We start from the raw sequence: 19,290 nt of genomic DNA, 5'->3' as shown, positions 1-19,290 counted from the left end.
TTATTTTTGCAATTTTTCTTTTTTAGACAATAAAACAGTTCCAATCATAGCAACTAAAAGTAATATGGAAGCAAATTCAAACGGAACCATATATTCATTCAGCAAGATTTTACCCAATACTTTTATAGACTGATAATCTTCGCCAGTAGTTACATATTCTCCAACAATAGGTTTTGAATTGATAAAAATAGCTATCAAAACCAAACAGATTAAACAAAAAGAAACAATAGCTCCTAATCGCGTAATTCTAGGTCGGTGCACTTCTCTTTCCTCATTTAAATTCATCAACATTATCGTGAATAAAAACAAAATCATAATCGCTCCAGAATACACAATAATATGCACTATCGCCAAGAATTGAGAATTCAATAATAGATAATGACCTGCAATCGAAAAGAAACAAATCACTAAATAAATAGCACTGTGAATCGGATTTTTGCTAAAAATTGTCAAAAATGCGGTTGCTAATGTGATAGCAGCCAATACACAAAAAATTATAAGTATCGTAGACATTAGTTAGCGTTTTTAAGTTGAGCGTTTTTCATTGCCATTTCAAGCGGCATGACCAATTTGTCTTTTCCAAAGATAAAATCTTCTCTTTCATAACTTGAAGGAACCAGAACTTTAGAAGTTGTCAAGTAAATAGCGTCTTTCGGACAAGCCTCTTCACACAATCCACAAAAAATACAACGCAACATATTGATTTCATAAATCGATGCATATTTTTCTTCTCTGTACAAATGTTTTTCATCTGCTCTGCGTTCTTCAGCCTTCATCGTAATCGCTTCCGCAGGACAAGACAACGCACACAAACCACAAGCCGTACAGTTCTCACGACCTTGCTCATCACGCTTCAACATGTGCTGACCGCGATACACCGGACTCATTACACGTACTTGCTCCGGATACTGAATCGTTACTTTTCTGGTGAACAAATGCTGAATCGTAATTATCAAACCTTTGACAATCGCAACAAGATACATTCTTTCCCAAAAAGTCATCTCCTTGTTAGAGACTTGCTTTTTTCTTCCCGATAAGGATATACTTTCTATTGACATTTTTTATTTTTATTTGAAGCTTAATCCTGCTATTCGTTTCAATCTTTTATCCTGAACTTGTTTCAGGATCCTGAAACAAGTTCAGGATAAAAGGATTTCCACTGCTATCAGGGCTAGGGCTTTTCGGTACTAATTAAAATCCTAAATAAGTTGCAATTTCACTTCTCAAAATTACAATTCCGGTAATTATAATATTAATGATCGACAATGGAATTAGTATTCTCCAACCCAAATGCATCAATTGATCGTATCTGAATCTTGGAATAGTCCAACGAACCCACATATAGAAAAATATGAATCCGCACAATTTGATAAACAAAGCACCAAATCCTATAATGTTGGCAATATTTACACCCCAATTTTCAACAGCCCAACTCATTCCAGGATAATTATATCCTCCAAAGAATAAAACCGCCAAAATCGTAGAAGAGATAAACATATTAGCATATTCAGCAAATAAATAGAATCCCATTTTCATTGAGGAATATTCGGTATGATAACCTCCAATTAATTCACTTTCGCATTCCGCTAAGTCAAAAGGAGTTCTGTTCGTTTCTGCAAAAGCACAAATTAAAAATATAATAAAAGATAACGGTTGGTAAAAAACATTCCAATTCATTCCTGCTTGTTGCGCTGAAATCTCTCTTAAACTCAACGTTCCGGTCATCATCAACAAAGCAATCATCGAAAGTCCCATGGCAACTTCATAAGATACCATTTGCGAAGCAGCACGAACCGCACCCATCAAAGAGAATTTATTATTAGATGCCCAACCACCAATCATGATTCCGTAAACACCTACTGAAACAACTCCAAAAAAGTATAATAATCCAATGTTTAAATCAGTGGCCTGCAATAAAATATCTCTTCCAAACAAATGCAGTTTATCTCCCCAAGGAATTACGGCACTGGTCATTAAAGCGGTACTCATTGCAATTGCCGGACCTACAAAAAACAAAAATCTGTTTGGTGTATTAGGCTCAAATTCTTCTTTCGAGAATAATTTTAAACCATCGGCAAGCGGTTGAAACAATCCAAAAGGACCGGCTCTATTTGGTCCAACACGATCTTGAAGCCAAGCGGCAACTTTTCGTTCAGCCCAAGTGGAATACATTGCCATTAACATTGTCAAAGCAAAAACCGCAATAATAATGACACTTTTTTCTATGATAATAGTACTATCCATTATTACCCAAGCTTTTTTGATTAATAATGTCTTCCTCAGTCAATGGAATTTCGACCATACTTATTTTCTTACGGTCTTCTTCTCTACCTAAAAGAATATTTTCTTCAGTAGCGATTTCCACTTTTTGTAATTTTCTGTTGTATTTATTTTGGTTGATAACCGAATCTTTTTCGAATGCTCTTGGTCCTTCAATAGTCCAATCTGCAATATCTTTGTGATCAAAACGACATCCATTACAAATAAATTCATCTACTTCATGGTATTCGTCTTTTCTTCCGGTAACACGTTGGATTTCGTCACCAAACATCCAAACGGTAGTTTTTCCAGAACAAGTAGGGCAATTTCTGTGTGCATTATAAGGCTTACTGAACCAAACTCTAGATTTAAATCTAAATGTTTTATCAGTTAAAGCTCCTACCGGGCAAACATCAATCATATTTCCAGAGAACTCATTATCAACCGCTTTTGAGATACAAGTTGATATATTAGAATGATCTCCTCTATCCATTACTCCGTGTACACGATCATCAGTCAATTGATCTGCCACCATTACGCAACGGTAACAAAGAATACAACGATTCATGTGCAATTGAATATTTGGACCAATATTTTCTGGCTCAAAAGTTCTTTTTTCTTCGATAAAACGAGTTTCTGATTTCCCGTGTTCGAAGCTTAAATTTTGCAAATCACATTCTCCTGCCTGATCACAAACCGGACAATCTAACGGGTGATTAATCAATAAAAATTCCGTTACTGATTTTCTTGCTTCGGTTACTCTTGGCGAAGATTTACTGTTTACTTCCATTCCGTCCATACAACCGGTTACACAAGATGCCATTAATTTAGGCATTGGTCTTGGATCGGCTTCACTTCCTTTGGAAACTTCCACTAAACAACAACGGCATTTTCCACCGCTACCTTTTAGTTTAGAATAATAGCACATTGCTGGCGGAACTACTTCTCCACCTATCATACGTGCTGCCTGCAGGATTGTTGTTCCTGGTTCTACTTCTATGCTTTGACCGTCTATGGTTACTTTCATTTTCTGAAATTCTTGACTTTATACGATTACTTTAGAAACTAAATGCTTTACTTTTTCAAAAGGTTCAGCAACAAAATGATCTCTATTTTTTATTTTTTCCGGGAAACGAATATGGTATTCAAACTCTTCTCTAAAATGACGAATTGCTGCTGCCACTGGCCAAGCTGCCGCGTCACCTAATGGACAAATGGTGTTTCCTTCAATTTTACTTTGAATACTCAATAGCAAATCGATATCTTCTTCCCGACCGTGACCGTTTTCGATTCGGTGTAATACTTTTTCCATCCAACCAGTACCTTCACGACATGGAGAACATTGTCCACAACTTTCATGGTGGTAAAAACGAGAGAAATTCCAAGTATTACGAACGATGCAAGACGTATCATTGTAAACAATAAATCCGCCTGATCCTAACATAGAACCTGTTGCAAATCCACCGTCACTTAACGATTCGTATGACATCAAACGATCTTCACCGTTTGCCGTTTTATAAATTAAATTCGCAGGTAAAACGGGAACAGAACTTCCTCCCGGTACAAATGCTTTCAAAGGTCTGTCAGAACTCATTCCGCCTAAATATTCATCAGAATTCATAAATTCGTAAACACTTAGACCTAATTCAATTTCATAAACACCTGGGTTTTTGATATGCCCGGAAGCTGAAATTAACTTGGTTCCTGTAGAACGTCCAATACCAATTTTAGCATATTCCGCTCCTGTATTATTGATAATCCAAGGCACAGCGGCAATTGTTTCTACGTTATTTACAACCGTTGGATTTGCCCAAAGTCCTGAAATAGCAGGAAATGGTGGTTTGATACGAGGATTTCCTCTTTTTCCTTCCAATGATTCAATCAATGCAGTTTCTTCACCACAAATGTAAGCTCCGGCACCACAATGAACATAAAGTTCTAAATCGTACCCTGAACCTAATATATTTTTACCCAAAAATCCAGCAGCTTTTGCTTCATTAATGGCTCTTTCTAATATTTTATAAACCCACATGTATTCTCCACGAATGTAGATGTAAGATAGGTTTGCACCCAATGCATAGCTGGAAGTAATCATTCCCTCAATCAATAAATGAGGAATAAATTCCATCAAATAACGGTCTTTGAAAGTTCCCGGCTCTGATTCATCCGCATTACAAACTAAATGTCTTGGTTTTCCTGATTTTTTATCAATAAAACTCCATTTCATTCCTGCTGGGAATCCTGCTCCACCACGACCACGCAATCCTGAAGTTTTCACTTCCTCAACTACTTCGTCTGGCGTTAATGTTTTTAGGGCTTTTTCTACTGAAGCATAACCACCGTTTTGACGGTATACTTCGTACGTTTTAATTCCTGGAATATTTATTTTGTCTAATAATATTTTTTGTGACATATTATTTATCGTGTAATATTATTGTATCGTTTTTGCAATCATCAATTAACTGGTCGATTTTTGCTGCCGTCAAATGTTCTTTGTAAAAATCGCCTAATTGCATCATTGGAGCGTAACCACAAGCACCTAAACATTCAACTCCTCTAACTTCAAACAGACCGTCTGGAGTAGGCTCACCTACTTTTACACCTAGTTTTTCACAAGTATAATCCATTAAATCCTCTACTCCATTCAAACAACAAGGAGAAGTTTGACAAAATTCAAACATGTATTTTCCAACTGGTCTTTGGTTGTACATCGTATAAAACGAAACTACTTCATAAACTTCAATTGGCTTAATCAAAAGGATTTCGGCTACTTTATTCATTAATTCAATACTCAACCAATTCTCGTGAGCATCTTGAACTTCATGTAAAACAGGCAATAATGCCGATTTTCTTTTGTCTTCAGGATAATGACTGATTAGTTCATTGATGCGAGTCATCAATGCTTCAGTCATATTTATTTCTTGTTTGTGATACGTACGTTCCATTTTTTATTATTTCAAATTTTGAATCCTAAATTTTAAATGTTTTTTGACTTCCATTCCTAATTTACAATTCATCATTTATAATTTTATTAAGCGTCTAATTCTCCGGCAATAACATTTAAACTTGACAAAATAACAATTGCATCCGACAATAATGATCCTTTAATCATTTCTGGATACGCTTGATAGTAAATAAAACAAGGTCTGCGGAAATGTAATCTATATGGAGTTCGACTTCCATCAGTAACCAAGTAAAAACCTAGTTCTCCATTTCCACCTTCAACAGGATGATATATTTCGGCAACTGGAACAGGAACTTCTCCCATCACAATTTTGAAATGGTAAATCAACGATTCCATACTCGTGTAAACATCTTCTTTTGGAGGAAGATAATAATCCGGAACATCAGCATGAAAATCATTTCCTTCTGGCATTTTTTCTAATGCTTGACGAATGATACTCAAACTCTCCCAAACTTCGGCATTACGAACGCAAAAACGGTCGTACGTATCTCCAGATTTCCCAACAGGAATAATAAAATCAAAATCCTCATAAGAAGAATACGGTTGCGCTACACGGACGTCATAATCGACACCTGCAGCACGTAAATTTGGACCTGTAAATCCGTAAGCCATAGCTTGTTCAGCCGTTATAGCTCCAACATTTACAGTTCTGTCAATAAAAATTCTATTTCTTTCGAATAAGTTTTCAAATTCTTTCCAGGCAGCAGGAAATTCCGCTAAAAACACATCTAATTTTCTAAAAGCTTCTGGTGACCAATCTCTTTCGAAACCACCAATTCTTCCCATATTAGTAGTCAAACGAGCTCCGCAAATTTCTTCGTAGATTTCATAGACTTTTTCTCTAAATTGGAACACATACAAAAATCCGGTGTACGCTCCGGTATCCACACCAAGGATTGAATTACAGATGATATGATCCGTGATTCTAGCCAATTCCATTACAATTACTCTTAAATATTGCGCTCTTTTAGGAACTTCAATATCCAATAATTTTTCTAATGTCATCCACCAACCCATATTGTTTATAGGCGATGAACAATAGTTCATTCTATCAGTAAGAGGTGTGATTTGGTAAAAAGGACGATTTTCAGCGATTTTTTCGAAAGCTCTGTGAATGTAACCAATGGTTGGTTCCGCTTCTAGAATTCTTTCTCCATCCATCAACAAGATATTTTGAAAAATACCGTGTGTAGCTGGGTGAGTAGGCCCTAAATTTAAGATCGAAAGCTCGCTTCCGTCATCGTTTAGTTGGGCTGCAATTCTTTTAGCATAGCGATGCTCTGGTGGTAATAATAGTTCTGACATTTATTTAATGTGAAAAATTATAATAGTGTGTGTTTTTAATAATTGTCGGTTGTTCTTCCAAAGAAACGGTCATCTTTATCTGTTCTACCGCTATCTTCCATTGGAAATTCTTTTCGCATTGGAAAAGAAATCATTTCATCCATATTCAAAATACGTTTCAATTGTGGGTGACCAATGAAGTTTATCCCATAAAAATCATACGTTTCTCTTTCCATCCAGTTAGAACTCAAGAAAATGTTTGATATCGTTTTTATTTCTGGGTTTTCACCGTTGATAAATGCCTTAATTTTAATCCTTTTATTTTCGTACCAATTGTGCAAATGATATACCACTGCAAATTGATGATCAACATCATTATCAGGATAGTGAATCCCACACAAATCAGTTAAAAAATGAAAACGTAATGTTGGGTCATTTTTCAAAAAAAGAATCACTGCCGTAATCTTATCAGCAGCGACCTCAAATGAAAAAATATCTCTTTCCTGATTGAATTCAAAAACAGCTGAATCAAATGTTTCAACTAATTTTTCTTGGATTTGTATCGTTTCTAGCGCCATTATTTTATTTGATATTATAAGAAGCTAATAATTCTTGGTATTCTGGAGAACTTCTTCTTCTTACCGATTCCGTTTTAACCAATTCTTGCAATTTCATAACACCGTCAACAATTTGCTCTGGTCTTGGCGGGCAACCCGGAACATAAACATCAACCGGAATTACTTTATCAATCCCTTGTAAAACAGAATAAGTATCAAAAATTCCACCTGATGAAGCACAAGCTCCAACAGCAATTACCCAACGAGGCTCTGACATTTGTTCGTAAACCTGACGTAAAATTGGCGCCATTTTTTTCGAAATCGTCCCCATTACCATTAGCATATCCGCTTGACGAGGAGAAAAACTCACTCGCTCCGAACCAAATCGTGCCAAATCGTAATGCGAAGCCATTGTTGCCATAAATTCAATCCCGCAACAAGATGTTGCAAAAGGCAAAGGCCACAAAGAATTTGCACGAGCCAATCCCACAACATCATTCAGCTTTGTAGCAAAGAAACCTTCACCAACAACGCCTTCCGGAGGGGCAACCATATTTATATTTGAATCACTCATTTTTTATTATTTTGAATTATAAATTCTGAATTACAATGACATCATTTAAATTCAGCATTTAAAATAAATTTTTATTCCCACTCTAATGCTTTCTTTTTGATGATGTAGAAAAATCCCACCAAAAGCAAAAGCATAAAAATCACCATTTTAACCATTCCTTCCATTCCCAATTCCTTGAAATTGATTGCCCATGGATACAAGAAAATCACCTCAACGTCAAACAAAACAAATAAGATGGCCACAAGGAAATATTTTACTGAAAATGGAATTCTCGCATTTCCAACAGATTCAATCCCACATTCGAAGTTCTTATCTTTGATTTCAGAAGATCTTTTAGGGCCTAATTTTCCTGAAACTATTATAGTTCCTACAACAAATCCTACAGCTAGGACAAACTGCATTAAAATTGGTATATAATTTAATTGATCGGATTGCATATTATCGATTTTTTTGAATAAAAATAAGCCACAAAGATAACTTTCAAATTATTAAATAACAATAAAAACTCAAAAATACATCGCAACTACAACGTTGTAAATTTACAATTTTTATTAATTATAAATAAGAAAAGATTTTTATCTTAAGATGTGTTTAACGTTTAAAAATTTAACAATTCTAAAAAGAAGGTTCATTTATTCCGAAAATGACAACAATTTTGAATAAAAAAAAACGTCCCGAAATAATTCGGAACGTTTTTTAAACATTCGTAGGCAAAAAAAATTAATTTTTTTATGCTTAGATCACTGCTACTTTCGCAGCAACTTTTCCTTTTCTTCCTTCTTCTTCTTCATAGCTAACTCTGTCACCTTCGCGTAATTCTTCCGCGTTGATTCCTGATGCATGAACAAAAATGTCTTTTCCTGTTTCTTCGTCTGTAATGAATCCGTAACCTTTAGATTCATTGAAAAATTTAACTGTACCTGTACGCATTGTAATAGTAATAATAATTTATAATGGAGCAAATGTAATATTTAATATAATACGAAAGACATTCTTCTCTTTTTATTTTGTAAAAATATTGATATTCAACGTTTTCTAACAAATTTAATCGATAAAGTACAACTACGCTAATTTTATATGCAACTCTTTTAATTGCAAATCATCAATTGCTGACGGAGCATCAATCATGACATCTCTTCCGGAATTATTTTTTGGAAAAGCAATGAAGTCACGAATTGTTTCCTGACCACCTAGAATTGCCACCAATCTATCCAATCCAAAAGCCAAACCTCCGTGTGGCGGTGCACCAAACTGGAAAGCATCCATTAAGAATCCGAATTGAGCCTTAGCTTCATCTTCGGTGAAACCTAAATATTTAAACATCAATTGTTGCGTCGCTTTATCATGAATACGAATCGATCCACCACCAATTTCATTTCCATTCAAAACCATATCATACGCATTAGCACGAACTTTACCTGGATTCGTTTCCAATAAATGCATATCTTCAGGCTTAGGAGATGTAAAAGGATGGTGCATGGCATGGTAACGACCGCTTTCTTCGTCAAATTCCAATAAAGGAAAATCAACTACCCAAAGAGGTGCAAATTCAGCCGGGTTTCTCAATCCTAATCGCGTTGCTAATTCCATACGCAATGCGCTTAATTGTCCACGCGTTTTATCGGCTGGACCAGAAAGCACAAAAATCATATCTCCCGCTTTTGCGCCAGTGATTTTTGCCCATTCCGTTAAATCGTCTTGATCGTAGAATTTATCTACTGATGATTTATAGGTTCCGTCTTCATTACATTTCACATAGACCATTCCAGATGCACCCACTTGAGGACGTTTGACCCAGTCAATTAATCCATCTATTTCTTTACGAGTATAGTTTCCAACTCCCGGAACCGCAATTCCCACCACTAATTCCGCAGCATTAAAAACTGGAAATTCTTTGTGTTGCGCCACTTCATTCAACTCCCCAAACTCCATTCCGAAACGGATGTCCGGCTTGTCATTCCCGTATGTTTTCATGGCGTATTCGTAGGTAATTCTTGGGAATTTTTCTACTTCAATACCTTTTATTTCTTTTAATAAATGTCTTGTCAATCCTTCGAAAACATTCAAGATATCTTCTTGCTCCACAAAAGCCATCTCGCAATCGATTTGCGTAAATTCTGGCTGTCTGTCTGCACGTAAATCTTCGTCACGGAAACATTTCACGATTTGGAAATATTTATCCATTCCGCCCACCATCAATAATTGCTTGAACGTTTGAGGAGATTGTGGTAACGCATAAAACTGTCCTTCATTCATTCGAGAAGGCACCACAAAATCTCTTGCTCCTTCTGGAGTAGATTTAATTAAATAAGGTGTTTCCACTTCACAAAAGTCTAAATCCGAAAGGTATTTACGTACTTCCATTGCTACTTTATGACGAAACATCAAACTGTTTTTCACCGGATTTCTTCGAATGTCAAGGTAACGGTATTTCATTCTGATATCCTCTCCACCGTCCGTTTCATCTTCAATTGTAAAAGGAGGCGTAAGAGAAGCGTTAAGAATAGTAAGTTGAGTAACTAAAATTTCAATCTCACCTGTTGCAATATTTTTATTTTTAGCTTCACGCTCAATAACAGTACCTTTTACCTGAATTACAAATTCACGACCAAGAGTTTTAGCCAATTCAAAAACTGATTTCTCTGAACGACCTTCGTCAAAAATTAATTGCGTAATTCCATAACGATCCCGTAAATCAACCCAGTTCATAAATCCCTTATCACGCGATTTTTGAACCCATCCCGCAAGTGTAACTTCTGTATTAATATGTGAGGCATTCAACTCGCCACAATTATGACTTCTATACATTATTCTAATTTTAAATTGTTTCGCCCTTAAGGCTCGGGTGCAAATTTAAGACTAATTATGAATAATGAATTGAGAAATACCATTTTTTAGTGTTAGATTTTTACTGAAAATTTTATTTTCAATGTTAAGTTTTACTCCAATGTTACTAAATTGTTAACTTAAAGTTTTTTTATTGTAAAATGTTTTATATATTTGTTAAGCTAATATGAATTTAAAAATCCAAACGACATGAAAAAATATATAATCTTAACCGCATTAATCTTCTCAGGTATAGCATTTGCTCAAGAAAACAATCCAAAATTAGAAGCTGTAGGTGAATTAGTAAAAACAACTTACTACTTTGAAAATGGAAAAGTACAACAAGAAGGTTTCTTTAAAAACGGGAAACTTGAAGGACTTTGGACTTCATATGACACAAATGGTAACAAATTATCTGTTGCTAATTATGAAAATGGAGAAAAAACTGGAAAATGGCTTTTTTGGAATGGTAACAACTTAAGCGAAGTAGACTATTCTAACAGCAGAATTGCTTCCGTAAAAACATGGAAACAAGAAGCATTGGTCAACAGAGACTAAAAAGCATCACTTAAAATATAAAAAAAGCTTCCGAAATTAACGGAAGCTTTTTTTATGCCTACTATTTACTAAATAAGCAATAAATACAACTCTTTCAATCACTAGTTGAAAATTCTCAAAACAGAGCAATTAATCCGCCTGAAACACGGCTAATCTCGCAAGATTTACCAGTACTAATTCTGATATTTAAATTGTCTTACAGCGATTCTATTTACTTTAACGGCACAGAGATTCTTTTGTGGAAACGCTTTCAAAGTCTATTGTCACCTACTCCAAATACATTTAAAATCAAATGCCGTTTAGTTAAGTTTTCATTTGGGATTACCAACTGATCTTAACTAAACGGCAATGATAGTTATTCCTGTAACTTGAAACTAGTTGTTATATACTACCAGAACTTAGCGTACAATGCAAAAATAATCAATAAAGTAATTACGATTAATACTGTTGTTTGTGGTTTTACCTTGAACATTTCAGTATCTAACTCAAAAGCTTTTGGATTCACTTTTGGTCCGGCAAAACTCACTGCAATCATAATAAGCATTGTAAACATAAATGACAATCCCATACAAATGTGGAATGGTATTTCATATCCACCTTTTCCATTGGCGTAAGCCGTGTAAAGTAATGTTTCGGTGCCAAATAATGCCGGTGCAAATTCGTTAAACAAAACCGACAATAAGAAACCGGAAATCACCCCTATTATTGCAGCAGTTCCAGTAGTTCTTTTCCAGAACATACCAAGGAAAAACATAGCAAAAACTCCAGGACTGATAAACCCTGTATATTTTTGGATATAGGTAAATCCACCTACACCACCAATTCCTAATATATCATTCCAAGTAAACAAAACAGCAAGAAGCATCGCTGCAAAAACAGCATATCTTCCAATATTCACCTGGCTTCTGTCACTTGCATCTTTTTGAATGTATTTTTTATGCACATCTAAGGTATAAATAGTAGAAATACTATTCACTTTTCCAGCCAAAGAAGCAACAATTGCAGCCGTTAAAGCAGCAACAGACAATCCTTTTAATCCCGTAGGCAAGAACGTCAACACAGCAGAATACGCACCATCTTTTCCACCTACTAATTGAGGTAAATGTCCGTTTTCATACAAAACATAAGCAGCAATACCTGGTAACATAACAATAAGCGGCATTAATAATTTCAAAATACCTGCAAACAAAATACCGGTACGAGCAGTTTGTAAATCGGCACCCAAAGCTCTCTGCGTAATGTATTGGTTACAACCCCAATAATTAAGATTAATAATCCAAATACCCGCCAAATAGGACATCATTCCTGGAAAAGTAAGATACTTATTAATATCGTTTTGAGAAGAAGTTGCTGTTGGTTCCGGGATAATCATTTTGAAATGATCCGGAGCTTCTCGCATCAATACTTTGAAACCTGCAATTGCATTTTCTCCAACACCAAAATATTGTCCAACTGTAGTCAAAGCAATATATGACGTAACCAGTCCACCGATAATTAAAACCGCAACCTGAATTACATCCGTGTATGCCACCACTTTCATACCTCCTAAAGAGATTACTAAAGCAAAAACGGCAAGCCCAATCATAATAGCGTGTAAATATTCACCACCAGCCAATCCATTAATGGCAACGGCTCCTAAATATAAAATAGAGGTAAGATTTACAAATACATATAAGAACAACCAGAAAACGGCCATAATTAACGCAGTTGATTCGTTATACCTTGTTTTTAAAAATTGAGGCATGGTATAAATCTTGTTTTTTAAATAAACAGGAATAAACCAAACGGCTACAATAATCAAAGCAATAGCGGCAATCCACTCATAAGCGGCAACTGCAATTCCTAAAAAGAATCCTTCACCACTCATTCCAATAAACTGTTCAGCAGAAATATTAGAAGCAATCAAAGAAGCCCCAATAGCCCACCATGTCAATGTTCCCTCAGCCAGGAAATAGGCTTTGGCATCATGTTCGTTTTTCTCACGTTTGCGATAAACGGTATATCCGTAAGTGGACACCACGATAAAATAAATAATAAATACTGCGTAATCAGCAAAAGCAAGGTTCTGGTTCATGAGTAATTTGTTTTTTAGAAATTAATATAAATGAATGAGATTATTGTCTTGTAATATGTAATGTTTTTATTAGTGTAATTATACTGCTTTTTTTTAAACAAATTACACACAACTTGGCTTAAAACCAAACAATTCCATTATAGAATTGAATATAAAATGTGATATGTATTTTAATTTTATTGTTTTTTTATGAATTATGAAAGTCAAAAGTAAAATAAAAATATTTATTTACATCATTTATAAATGTATTTTTTACATTTATTATTATTGTATAGGTTAAATCTTAAAAAAAAGCACTTAAACTACTATCTAAATCCCATTTTCATATGTGTTTCACAACAAAAAATGGATTCCATAAATTTTTAATGGCTATTTCTGACCTTTTGTTCCCATTTCCAAGCACTGGCAATCGCTTCTTCCAAAGTTGACTGTGTTTTCCATCCAAGCACAGTATTCGCTTTATCGGTATTGGCATAAACCGAAGTCACATCGCCTTCTCTTCTTGGAACAATGGTATAAGGTAATTTTTGTCCGCTAACTTTTTCGAAAGCGCTAATCACTTCCAGCACCGAGCTTCCGGTTCCGGTTCCCAAATTAAAAACTTCTAATTTCTCAGAATTCTTTTTGTTCACTAATCTTTGTAAAGCAATGACATGGGCTTTCGCCAAATCAACTACGTGAATATAATCGCGAACACAGGTTCCATCAATCGTTGGGTAATCATTCCCATAAACGGATAATGATTCACGCAAACCCATTCCGGTTTGAGTAATAAAAGGAACTAAATTTTGCGGTACACCCATAGGCAGTTCCCCAATTTCAGCTGATGGATGAGAACCTATTGGATTAAAATAACGCAACAAAATAGCATTGACTTTACTTATTTTAGTGACATCGGTAATAATTTCTTCCCCAATTTGTTTGGTATTTCCATACGGCGACATTGCCGTTTGTACAGGCGTAGTTTCGGCAATGGGCATCACTTCGGCTTGACCATAAACGGTACAAGATGAACTAAAGATAAAATTGGCTTCCGGCTTTTTCTGTAACTCCTGTAAAATGTAAACCAGCGAAGCAACATTGTTTTCATAATACAACAAAGGCTCTTTGACACTTTCACCAACTGCTTTGGAGGCAGCAAAATGAATCACCCCAGCCACATCATCATGCTTCTGAAAGAAAGCTTGAACAGCTGCTTTATCTCTTAAATCTATTTGTTCAAAAAGCGGTTTTTTACCTGTAATTCGTTCTATGCCATCCAAAACATCAATCGAAGAATTAGACAAATTATCAACAACAACAACTTCAAAATTTTCATTTTGTAATTCTACTACGGTATGCGAACCAATGAATCCCAAACCTCCGGTAACAACTATTTTCATGACTTATTTTTGTAATGTACGTTAGACTGTTCTCTTAAAACCGCGGCACTTTTCTCAGGCGTAATATCCCGCTGTGATTCACCCATCATTTCATATCCTACCATAAATTTCTTTACGGTTGCAGATCGCAACAATGGTGGATAAAAATGCATGTGAAAATGCCATTCCGGATGCAATTCCCCATCAGTAGGTGACTGATGAATTCCTGATGAATATGGAAAAGAAGTTTCAAAAAGATTATCATATTTTGTAGTCAATTGTTTTAAAATAACTGCAAAATCGGTTACTTCCGTTTCCGTGAAATCCGTAATTTTACTCACATTTCGTTTGCTGACAATCATCGTTTCATACGGCCAAATCGCCCAAAAAGGAACCAATGCCACAAAATGATCATTCTCAATAACAATACGCTCGTCGAGTTTCATTTCTTCAGTTAAATAATCCTGAAAAAGTGTTTTGTTATGTTTTTCAAAATAGGTTTTTAAGTTATTTTGCGTTTTCTCCACCTCAGTTGGTAAAGACGATTGCGCCCATATTTGCCCGTGAGGATGCGGATTACTGCAACCCATAACGCTTCCTTTATTTTCAAAAATCTGAACATGATTGATGTAGTCCACATTACCTAAATCAGTATATTCTTTTTGCCAAGTATGAATGATGTTTTCAATCGCAGTTGCTGGCATTTCAGGCAATGTCAAATTATGTTTTGGCGAAAAGCAAACCACTCGAGAAATTCCTCTTTCTGGTTTAGCTCTAAAAAAAGTTTGCTTCGCCAGTTCGCTGTCGCTCGGGTCGTTTTTGTTTTCTTCAAATGCAATTTCTTCTTGCTTTAAAGCGGCAAAATCATTTTCGAAAACAAAAGAATTTTCATAATCCGGATTCACCATTCCATTTGCTCGAACATTTCCAGGACACAAATAACAAGTTGGGTCATATTCCGGCAATGCATCCGAAGTTACTGTTTCATTTTGTCCTTGCCAAGGGCGTTTCGAACGGTGTGGAGAAACCAAAACCCATTCGTTGATTAACGGATTATAGCGTCTGTGCGGATCCTCGTTGATATCAAAATTTTTCATTATTTCGCGATATAAAGTGATGTTCCATTTCCGATTTTTACATCGTAAATTTTTAATTCTATTCCAAAAGTATCTAAATAAAGTGCAGAAAGCTGTTGTTTAATTCGCTCTTCATGTCCTTTTTTGATTAAGTTGATAGTGCAACCACCAAAGCCACCGCCCATTAATCGGGAACCAACTACGGCTTCTTCCTTTTTGAGTGTATCCACAATCATGTCTAACTCAGCACAACTTACTTCATAATCAACCGATAATCCTTCGTGTGTTTCGAACATTAATTTCCCTAAAACTTCAATCTTTCCATTATCTAATGCTTCACAGGCAAGTTTCACCCGATTGATTTCTTTTACTACAAAAAGACACCTTTTGAAAACATTCTCACTCATTATATGTTGCAATCCTAAAACATGTTCTTCCGTGCAATCTCTAAAACTCGTTATCTCAGGGAAATTATTTTTTATAATAGCAATACCTTCTTCACATTGCTGTCTTCTCTCATTATAAGCCGAAGTCATTAAGGAATGCTTTACATTCGAATCGAATAAAATCAAAGAATAATCATTAAAATCAGCATTATGGTATTCATATTCTAAGGTCTTGCAATCAATTTTTATGACTTTATTTTCTAAACCCATAACACTCGAAAACTGATCCATTATCCCGCAATTGATTCCTACCCAATGTTCAGCACTTTGTCCCATTAAGGCAATATCAACCGGTTTTATTTTCAGTTCAAAAAGCTCGTTGATTCCAAACAAAAATCCACATTCCAAAGCCGCTGATGAAGACAAACCAGAACCTACAGGAATATTACTGCTAAAAACACAGTTGAAACCATCAAATTTAAACCCTTTAATTTTCAATTGATTGACAACGCCTCGAATGTAATTCGTCCAAACATTATCGGTTAATTCCATTGAATCGGTAACGTCGATTTCAAACGAATCGTCAAGGTCAATCGCAATAATTTTCGAGGTATTGGAATTACTTTTTTCGAAAGCAAAACATATAATTTTATCAATCGCTGCCGGTAAAACATAACCATCATTGTAGTCAATATGTTCCCCGATAATGTTAATTCTTCCCGGTGACAGCACTATTTTTTTTGGGGCTGAACCAAAACTTTCTTCAAAGAAAGCGGTCGTTTTTTTAATTAGAATATCGTTCATAATTTTAGTATTGATACGCTACTTTTTTTAAAACTTTCAGTTGTAGCGTTTAGTTATATTGCTGTTTTTAAATCATTTGTTTTCAAAAGTATCGCTGCAATACTTACTTGCCTTTTCTATTTATTTTGTAGATACCAAGTTCAATTTTCCGCTCTTAAGCCCAGCACCATTTACTTCAAGTTTTATATCCCCTGCGGTTGTTTTCGATTTTACAAGCACTACCAATTTCCCACTAAAAAGTTTCATGGTATCTTTATGGAACATTTCTAGAGAAGTAGCATCTCCATTGCAGGCAGCTCTATAAGTACCTGCTCCAGAAACCTTAAATTTTAATTGGTTAGTCGCCGTAGGACAAAGAATTCCATTTTTATCCACTACAGATACGGTCACGAAGGATATATCTTCGCCATTGGCAGTGATTGTTTTCCTGTTCGCATCTAAAACAATTTTATAAGGCTTGCCGGCAGTACGTACTTCTTCTTCAGCAACAGCTTTACCATTGTCATCATAAGCCACCACTTTTACCGTTCCTGGCTCATATTTCACATCCATCCACATCAGGCGATAGCGATTCTGTGGAGTGTTTTTGTTTTTCGTCTGAATACCCATACTTTTTCCATTGATAAAAAGTTCGGCGCTGTTGTAACTCGTGTATGCAAAAACGGGGGTTATCTCTCCTTCACGACCTTCCCAGTTCCAATGTGGGAGGATATGAAGCGTGGATTCTTTTGTATTCCAACGACTTCGGTATAAATAATAGCGGTCTTTTGGTAAACCAGCTAAATCATTAATTCCAAAATAAGAACTTCGGGACGGCCAGCTTTCGTCATAAGGTGTAGGCTCTCCTAAATAATCAAAACCAGTCCAAACAAACTCGCCAATTACCCATGGTTTATCATCTTGAAGCACAAAATCTTCATCAGGCACGTTAGACCAGCTGCAGGCTTCCAAGTCATAAGAGGAAGATTGAAAATCAGGATATTGTTTCATTTTTTCCTGCACCACAGGGAATTTATAAATCCCTCTGGAGCTAACCGTTGAAGCTGTTTCTGAACCTAAAATAAACCCTTGCGGAAATTTTTTAAATGCTTCATCATATAAATGTACCCGATAATTTAACCCTGGAACATCCAGCAAAGCTCCAAAACCAGATTCCATAGTAGCTTTTACTTGGTCCATACCTACAGTTACCGGACGTGTTGGATCTTCTCTATGGAATAATTCCTGCAACCATTTGGCTCTTTTTACACCAGCTTCTCCCCATTGATCAGGCACTTCATTTCCAGAACTCCACATCACAATAGAAGGATGATTTCTTGTTGCCTGCACTAAATTGACGATATCTCTTTCGGCATATTCTTCAAAAAAACGATGGTAGCCATTTTCTACTTTTGGCAATACCCATTCATCAAAACTCTCTGCTAGAAACATAAATCCCATTTCATCCGCCAACTCCAATTGCTCGAAAGAAGGCATATTGTGCGAACTGCGAATTGCATTACAGCCCATATCTTTTAGAATCTCCATTTGCCTGCGTAACGCGGCTTTATTTACGGCAACTCCAAGCGGACCCAAATCGTGATGCAAACAAACTCCTTTAAATTTGGTTATCTTTCCATTAAGACTAAAGCCTTTATTGGCCTCGTATTTTATTTCGCGAATTCCAAAACGGGTTGAAATGGCATCTTTCAATTCTTTTCCAACATACAATTGGGAAACCGCTTTGTACAAATAAGGGGTTTCGGGACTCCATAATTTTGGCTTTTCTACTTTTAAATTTTGATCGAATTCCTTTCCGAATTGCATAATCGACTCCTCTGAACTAAGTTCATGTCCTTCGGCATCAAAAATAGTGGTGACTAAACGAGTATTCTCCCCAGAAGCTTTGGTCTTAATATTAACTTTAGCAAGTTCTGAACTTATAAAAGGTGTCGTTACAAACTGTCCCCATTGGTCAATGCTTTCGTTATTTTTTATAATAACACTTACTTTTCGGTATAAACCGGCACCAGGATACCAGCGGGAAGCAAATTCTTTATTGGTTAGTTTTACTGACAATGTGTTCGCTCCTTCTTGTATAAATTGGGAAACATCAAAATAAAAATAACTATAGCCATACGCCCATTCTCCCACTTTTTTTCCGTTTAAATACACTTGAGGTTCGCTCATTGCGCCTTCAAAAAGCAAAATTATTTTTTTCCCTTTTACATCTTTAGGCAATGTAAATGTATTGCGATACCACGCTGTCCCGATATGAGGTAAAGCGCCAGTTCTTCCTGTTTTTTCGGTGGCTATATTTTCTCCGTTTTGAACAATCGCAACTTTTTGTATGTCTACATTTTTATCAAAAGGTCCGTAAATTGCCCAGTCATGCGGAACAGTTACGGATTCCCATTTCGAATCATTAAAATTTACTTTAATTGCCTCTTCAAAATCGCCTTTTTGAAATTTCCAATTGGTATCTAACACTTTAACTTCTCGTGTTTGAGACACAGCCAATTGTGTAAAAGTGAAACATACAAACAGAACGTGTATTACTTTCTTCATTTTCAAATCTTTTTTAAAA

General features: G+C 35.7%; 18 protein-coding genes. 1 reads left to right on the top strand and 17 read right to left on the bottom strand.

The genetic code is table 11. The features are described 5' to 3' along the window. The 12 genes from C8C87_RS00405 to aspS form a co-directional block, all read right to left on the bottom strand. Positions 1 to 513, bottom strand: a complete 513-nt coding sequence (locus C8C87_RS00405; RefSeq protein ID WP_091172454.1) for an NADH-quinone oxidoreductase subunit J — start codon at positions 511 to 513, stop codon at positions 1 to 3. Continuing rightward, a complete protein-coding gene (locus C8C87_RS00400; RefSeq protein ID WP_121340742.1) occupies positions 513 to 1,058 on the bottom strand; it encodes an NADH-quinone oxidoreductase subunit I in 546 nt (181 codons plus the stop codon). The genes C8C87_RS00405 and C8C87_RS00400 overlap by 1 nt, the downstream gene beginning before the upstream one ends. Positions 1,059 to 1,191: 133 nt before the next feature. Continuing rightward, a complete protein-coding gene (nuoH, locus tag C8C87_RS00395) occupies positions 1,192 to 2,244 on the bottom strand; it encodes an NADH-quinone oxidoreductase subunit NuoH (protein ID WP_099713775.1) in 1,053 nt (350 codons plus the stop codon). Continuing rightward, positions 2,237 to 3,286, bottom strand: coding sequence for a 2Fe-2S iron-sulfur cluster-binding protein (locus C8C87_RS00390; protein ID WP_121340741.1), 1,050 nt, complete (start codon positions 3,284 to 3,286; stop codon positions 2,237 to 2,239). The genes nuoH and C8C87_RS00390 overlap by 8 nt, the downstream gene beginning before the upstream one ends. 18 nt (positions 3,287 to 3,304) lie before the next feature. Beyond that, positions 3,305 to 4,672: an NADH-quinone oxidoreductase subunit NuoF gene (gene nuoF, locus C8C87_RS00385; RefSeq protein WP_099713777.1), complete on the bottom strand. Its 1,368-nt coding sequence runs from the start codon at positions 4,670 to 4,672 to the stop codon at positions 3,305 to 3,307. Position 4,673: 1 nt separating this feature from the next. Continuing rightward, positions 4,674 to 5,204, bottom strand: a complete 531-nt coding sequence (locus tag C8C87_RS00380) for an NAD(P)H-dependent oxidoreductase subunit E (protein ID WP_073205034.1) — start codon at positions 5,202 to 5,204, stop codon at positions 4,674 to 4,676. Between the two features lie 86 nt (positions 5,205 to 5,290). Continuing rightward, on the bottom strand, positions 5,291 to 6,529 hold the full coding sequence (locus tag C8C87_RS00375) for an NADH-quinone oxidoreductase subunit D (RefSeq protein ID WP_099713779.1): 1,239 nt from the start codon (positions 6,527 to 6,529) through the stop codon (positions 5,291 to 5,293). A 35-nt stretch (positions 6,530 to 6,564) separates the two neighbouring features. Next, positions 6,565 to 7,086: an NADH-quinone oxidoreductase subunit C gene (locus tag C8C87_RS00370; protein ID WP_099713780.1), complete on the bottom strand. Its 522-nt coding sequence runs from the start codon at positions 7,084 to 7,086 to the stop codon at positions 6,565 to 6,567. Positions 7,087 to 7,090: 4 nt separating this feature from the next. Continuing rightward, positions 7,091 to 7,639: an NADH-quinone oxidoreductase subunit B gene (locus C8C87_RS00365; protein ID WP_066335808.1), complete on the bottom strand. Its 549-nt coding sequence runs from the start codon at positions 7,637 to 7,639 to the stop codon at positions 7,091 to 7,093. A 71-nt stretch (positions 7,640 to 7,710) separates the two neighbouring features. Next, positions 7,711 to 8,076 carry an NADH-quinone oxidoreductase subunit A gene (locus tag C8C87_RS00360; protein WP_099713781.1) on the bottom strand — a complete coding sequence of 122 codons (366 nt, stop codon included), beginning with the start codon at positions 8,074 to 8,076 and terminating at the stop codon, positions 7,711 to 7,713. 298 nt (positions 8,077 to 8,374) lie between these two features. Beyond that, the gene (locus C8C87_RS00355) at positions 8,375 to 8,569 is read right to left on the bottom strand and encodes a cold-shock protein (protein ID WP_007137066.1); all 195 of its coding nucleotides are present in this window, start codon (positions 8,567 to 8,569) and stop codon (positions 8,375 to 8,377) included. A 132-nt stretch (positions 8,570 to 8,701) separates the two neighbouring features. Beyond that, complete coding sequence (gene aspS / locus C8C87_RS00350; RefSeq protein ID WP_121340740.1) at positions 8,702 to 10,447, bottom strand: aspartate--tRNA ligase; 1,746 nt, start codon at positions 10,445 to 10,447, stop codon at positions 8,702 to 8,704. 228 nt (positions 10,448 to 10,675) lie between these two features. Here aspS and C8C87_RS00345 point away from each other — a divergent pair, with 228 nt between their 5' ends. Continuing rightward, entirely contained in the window at positions 10,676 to 11,023 is a 348-nt protein-coding gene (locus tag C8C87_RS00345; RefSeq protein ID WP_099713783.1) for a toxin-antitoxin system YwqK family antitoxin, read from the top strand. A gap of 388 nt (positions 11,024 to 11,411) precedes the next feature. Here C8C87_RS00345 and C8C87_RS00340 read toward each other — a convergent pair whose 3' ends face one another. The 5 genes from C8C87_RS00340 to C8C87_RS00320 all read right to left on the bottom strand — a co-directional run bounded on the left by C8C87_RS00340 (position 11,412) and on the right by C8C87_RS00320 (position 19,271). Beyond that, a complete protein-coding gene (locus tag C8C87_RS00340) occupies positions 11,412 to 13,097 on the bottom strand; it encodes a sodium/sugar symporter (RefSeq protein WP_099713784.1) in 1,686 nt (561 codons plus the stop codon). A 362-nt stretch (positions 13,098 to 13,459) separates the two neighbouring features. Beyond that, positions 13,460 to 14,479, bottom strand: a complete 1,020-nt coding sequence (galE, locus tag C8C87_RS00335; protein ID WP_121340739.1) for a UDP-glucose 4-epimerase GalE — start codon at positions 14,477 to 14,479, stop codon at positions 13,460 to 13,462. Then, positions 14,476 to 15,555 (bottom strand): UDP-glucose--hexose-1-phosphate uridylyltransferase, encoded by a 1,080-nt coding sequence (locus tag C8C87_RS00330; RefSeq protein ID WP_121340738.1) that lies wholly within the window; start codon positions 15,553 to 15,555, stop codon positions 14,476 to 14,478. Before C8C87_RS00330 ends, galE begins: the two co-directional genes overlap by 4 nt. After that, on the bottom strand, positions 15,555 to 16,724 hold the full coding sequence (gene galK, locus C8C87_RS00325; protein ID WP_121340737.1) for a galactokinase: 1,170 nt from the start codon (positions 16,722 to 16,724) through the stop codon (positions 15,555 to 15,557). The genes C8C87_RS00330 and galK overlap by 1 nt, the downstream gene beginning before the upstream one ends. A gap of 120 nt (positions 16,725 to 16,844) precedes the next feature. Next, positions 16,845 to 19,271: a DUF4982 domain-containing protein gene (locus C8C87_RS00320; protein WP_121340736.1), complete on the bottom strand. Its 2,427-nt coding sequence runs from the start codon at positions 19,269 to 19,271 to the stop codon at positions 16,845 to 16,847. Positions 19,272 to 19,290: the final 19 nt, after the last annotated feature.

The sequence above is a fragment of the Flavobacterium sp. 120 genome (assembly GCF_003633605.1).
GTDB classification, from domain to species: Bacteria; Bacteroidota; Bacteroidia; order Flavobacteriales; family Flavobacteriaceae; genus Flavobacterium; species Flavobacterium algoritolerans.
Note: the sequence above shows the minus strand (reverse complement) of the source record. Positions and strands in the feature narration are given on the sequence as shown.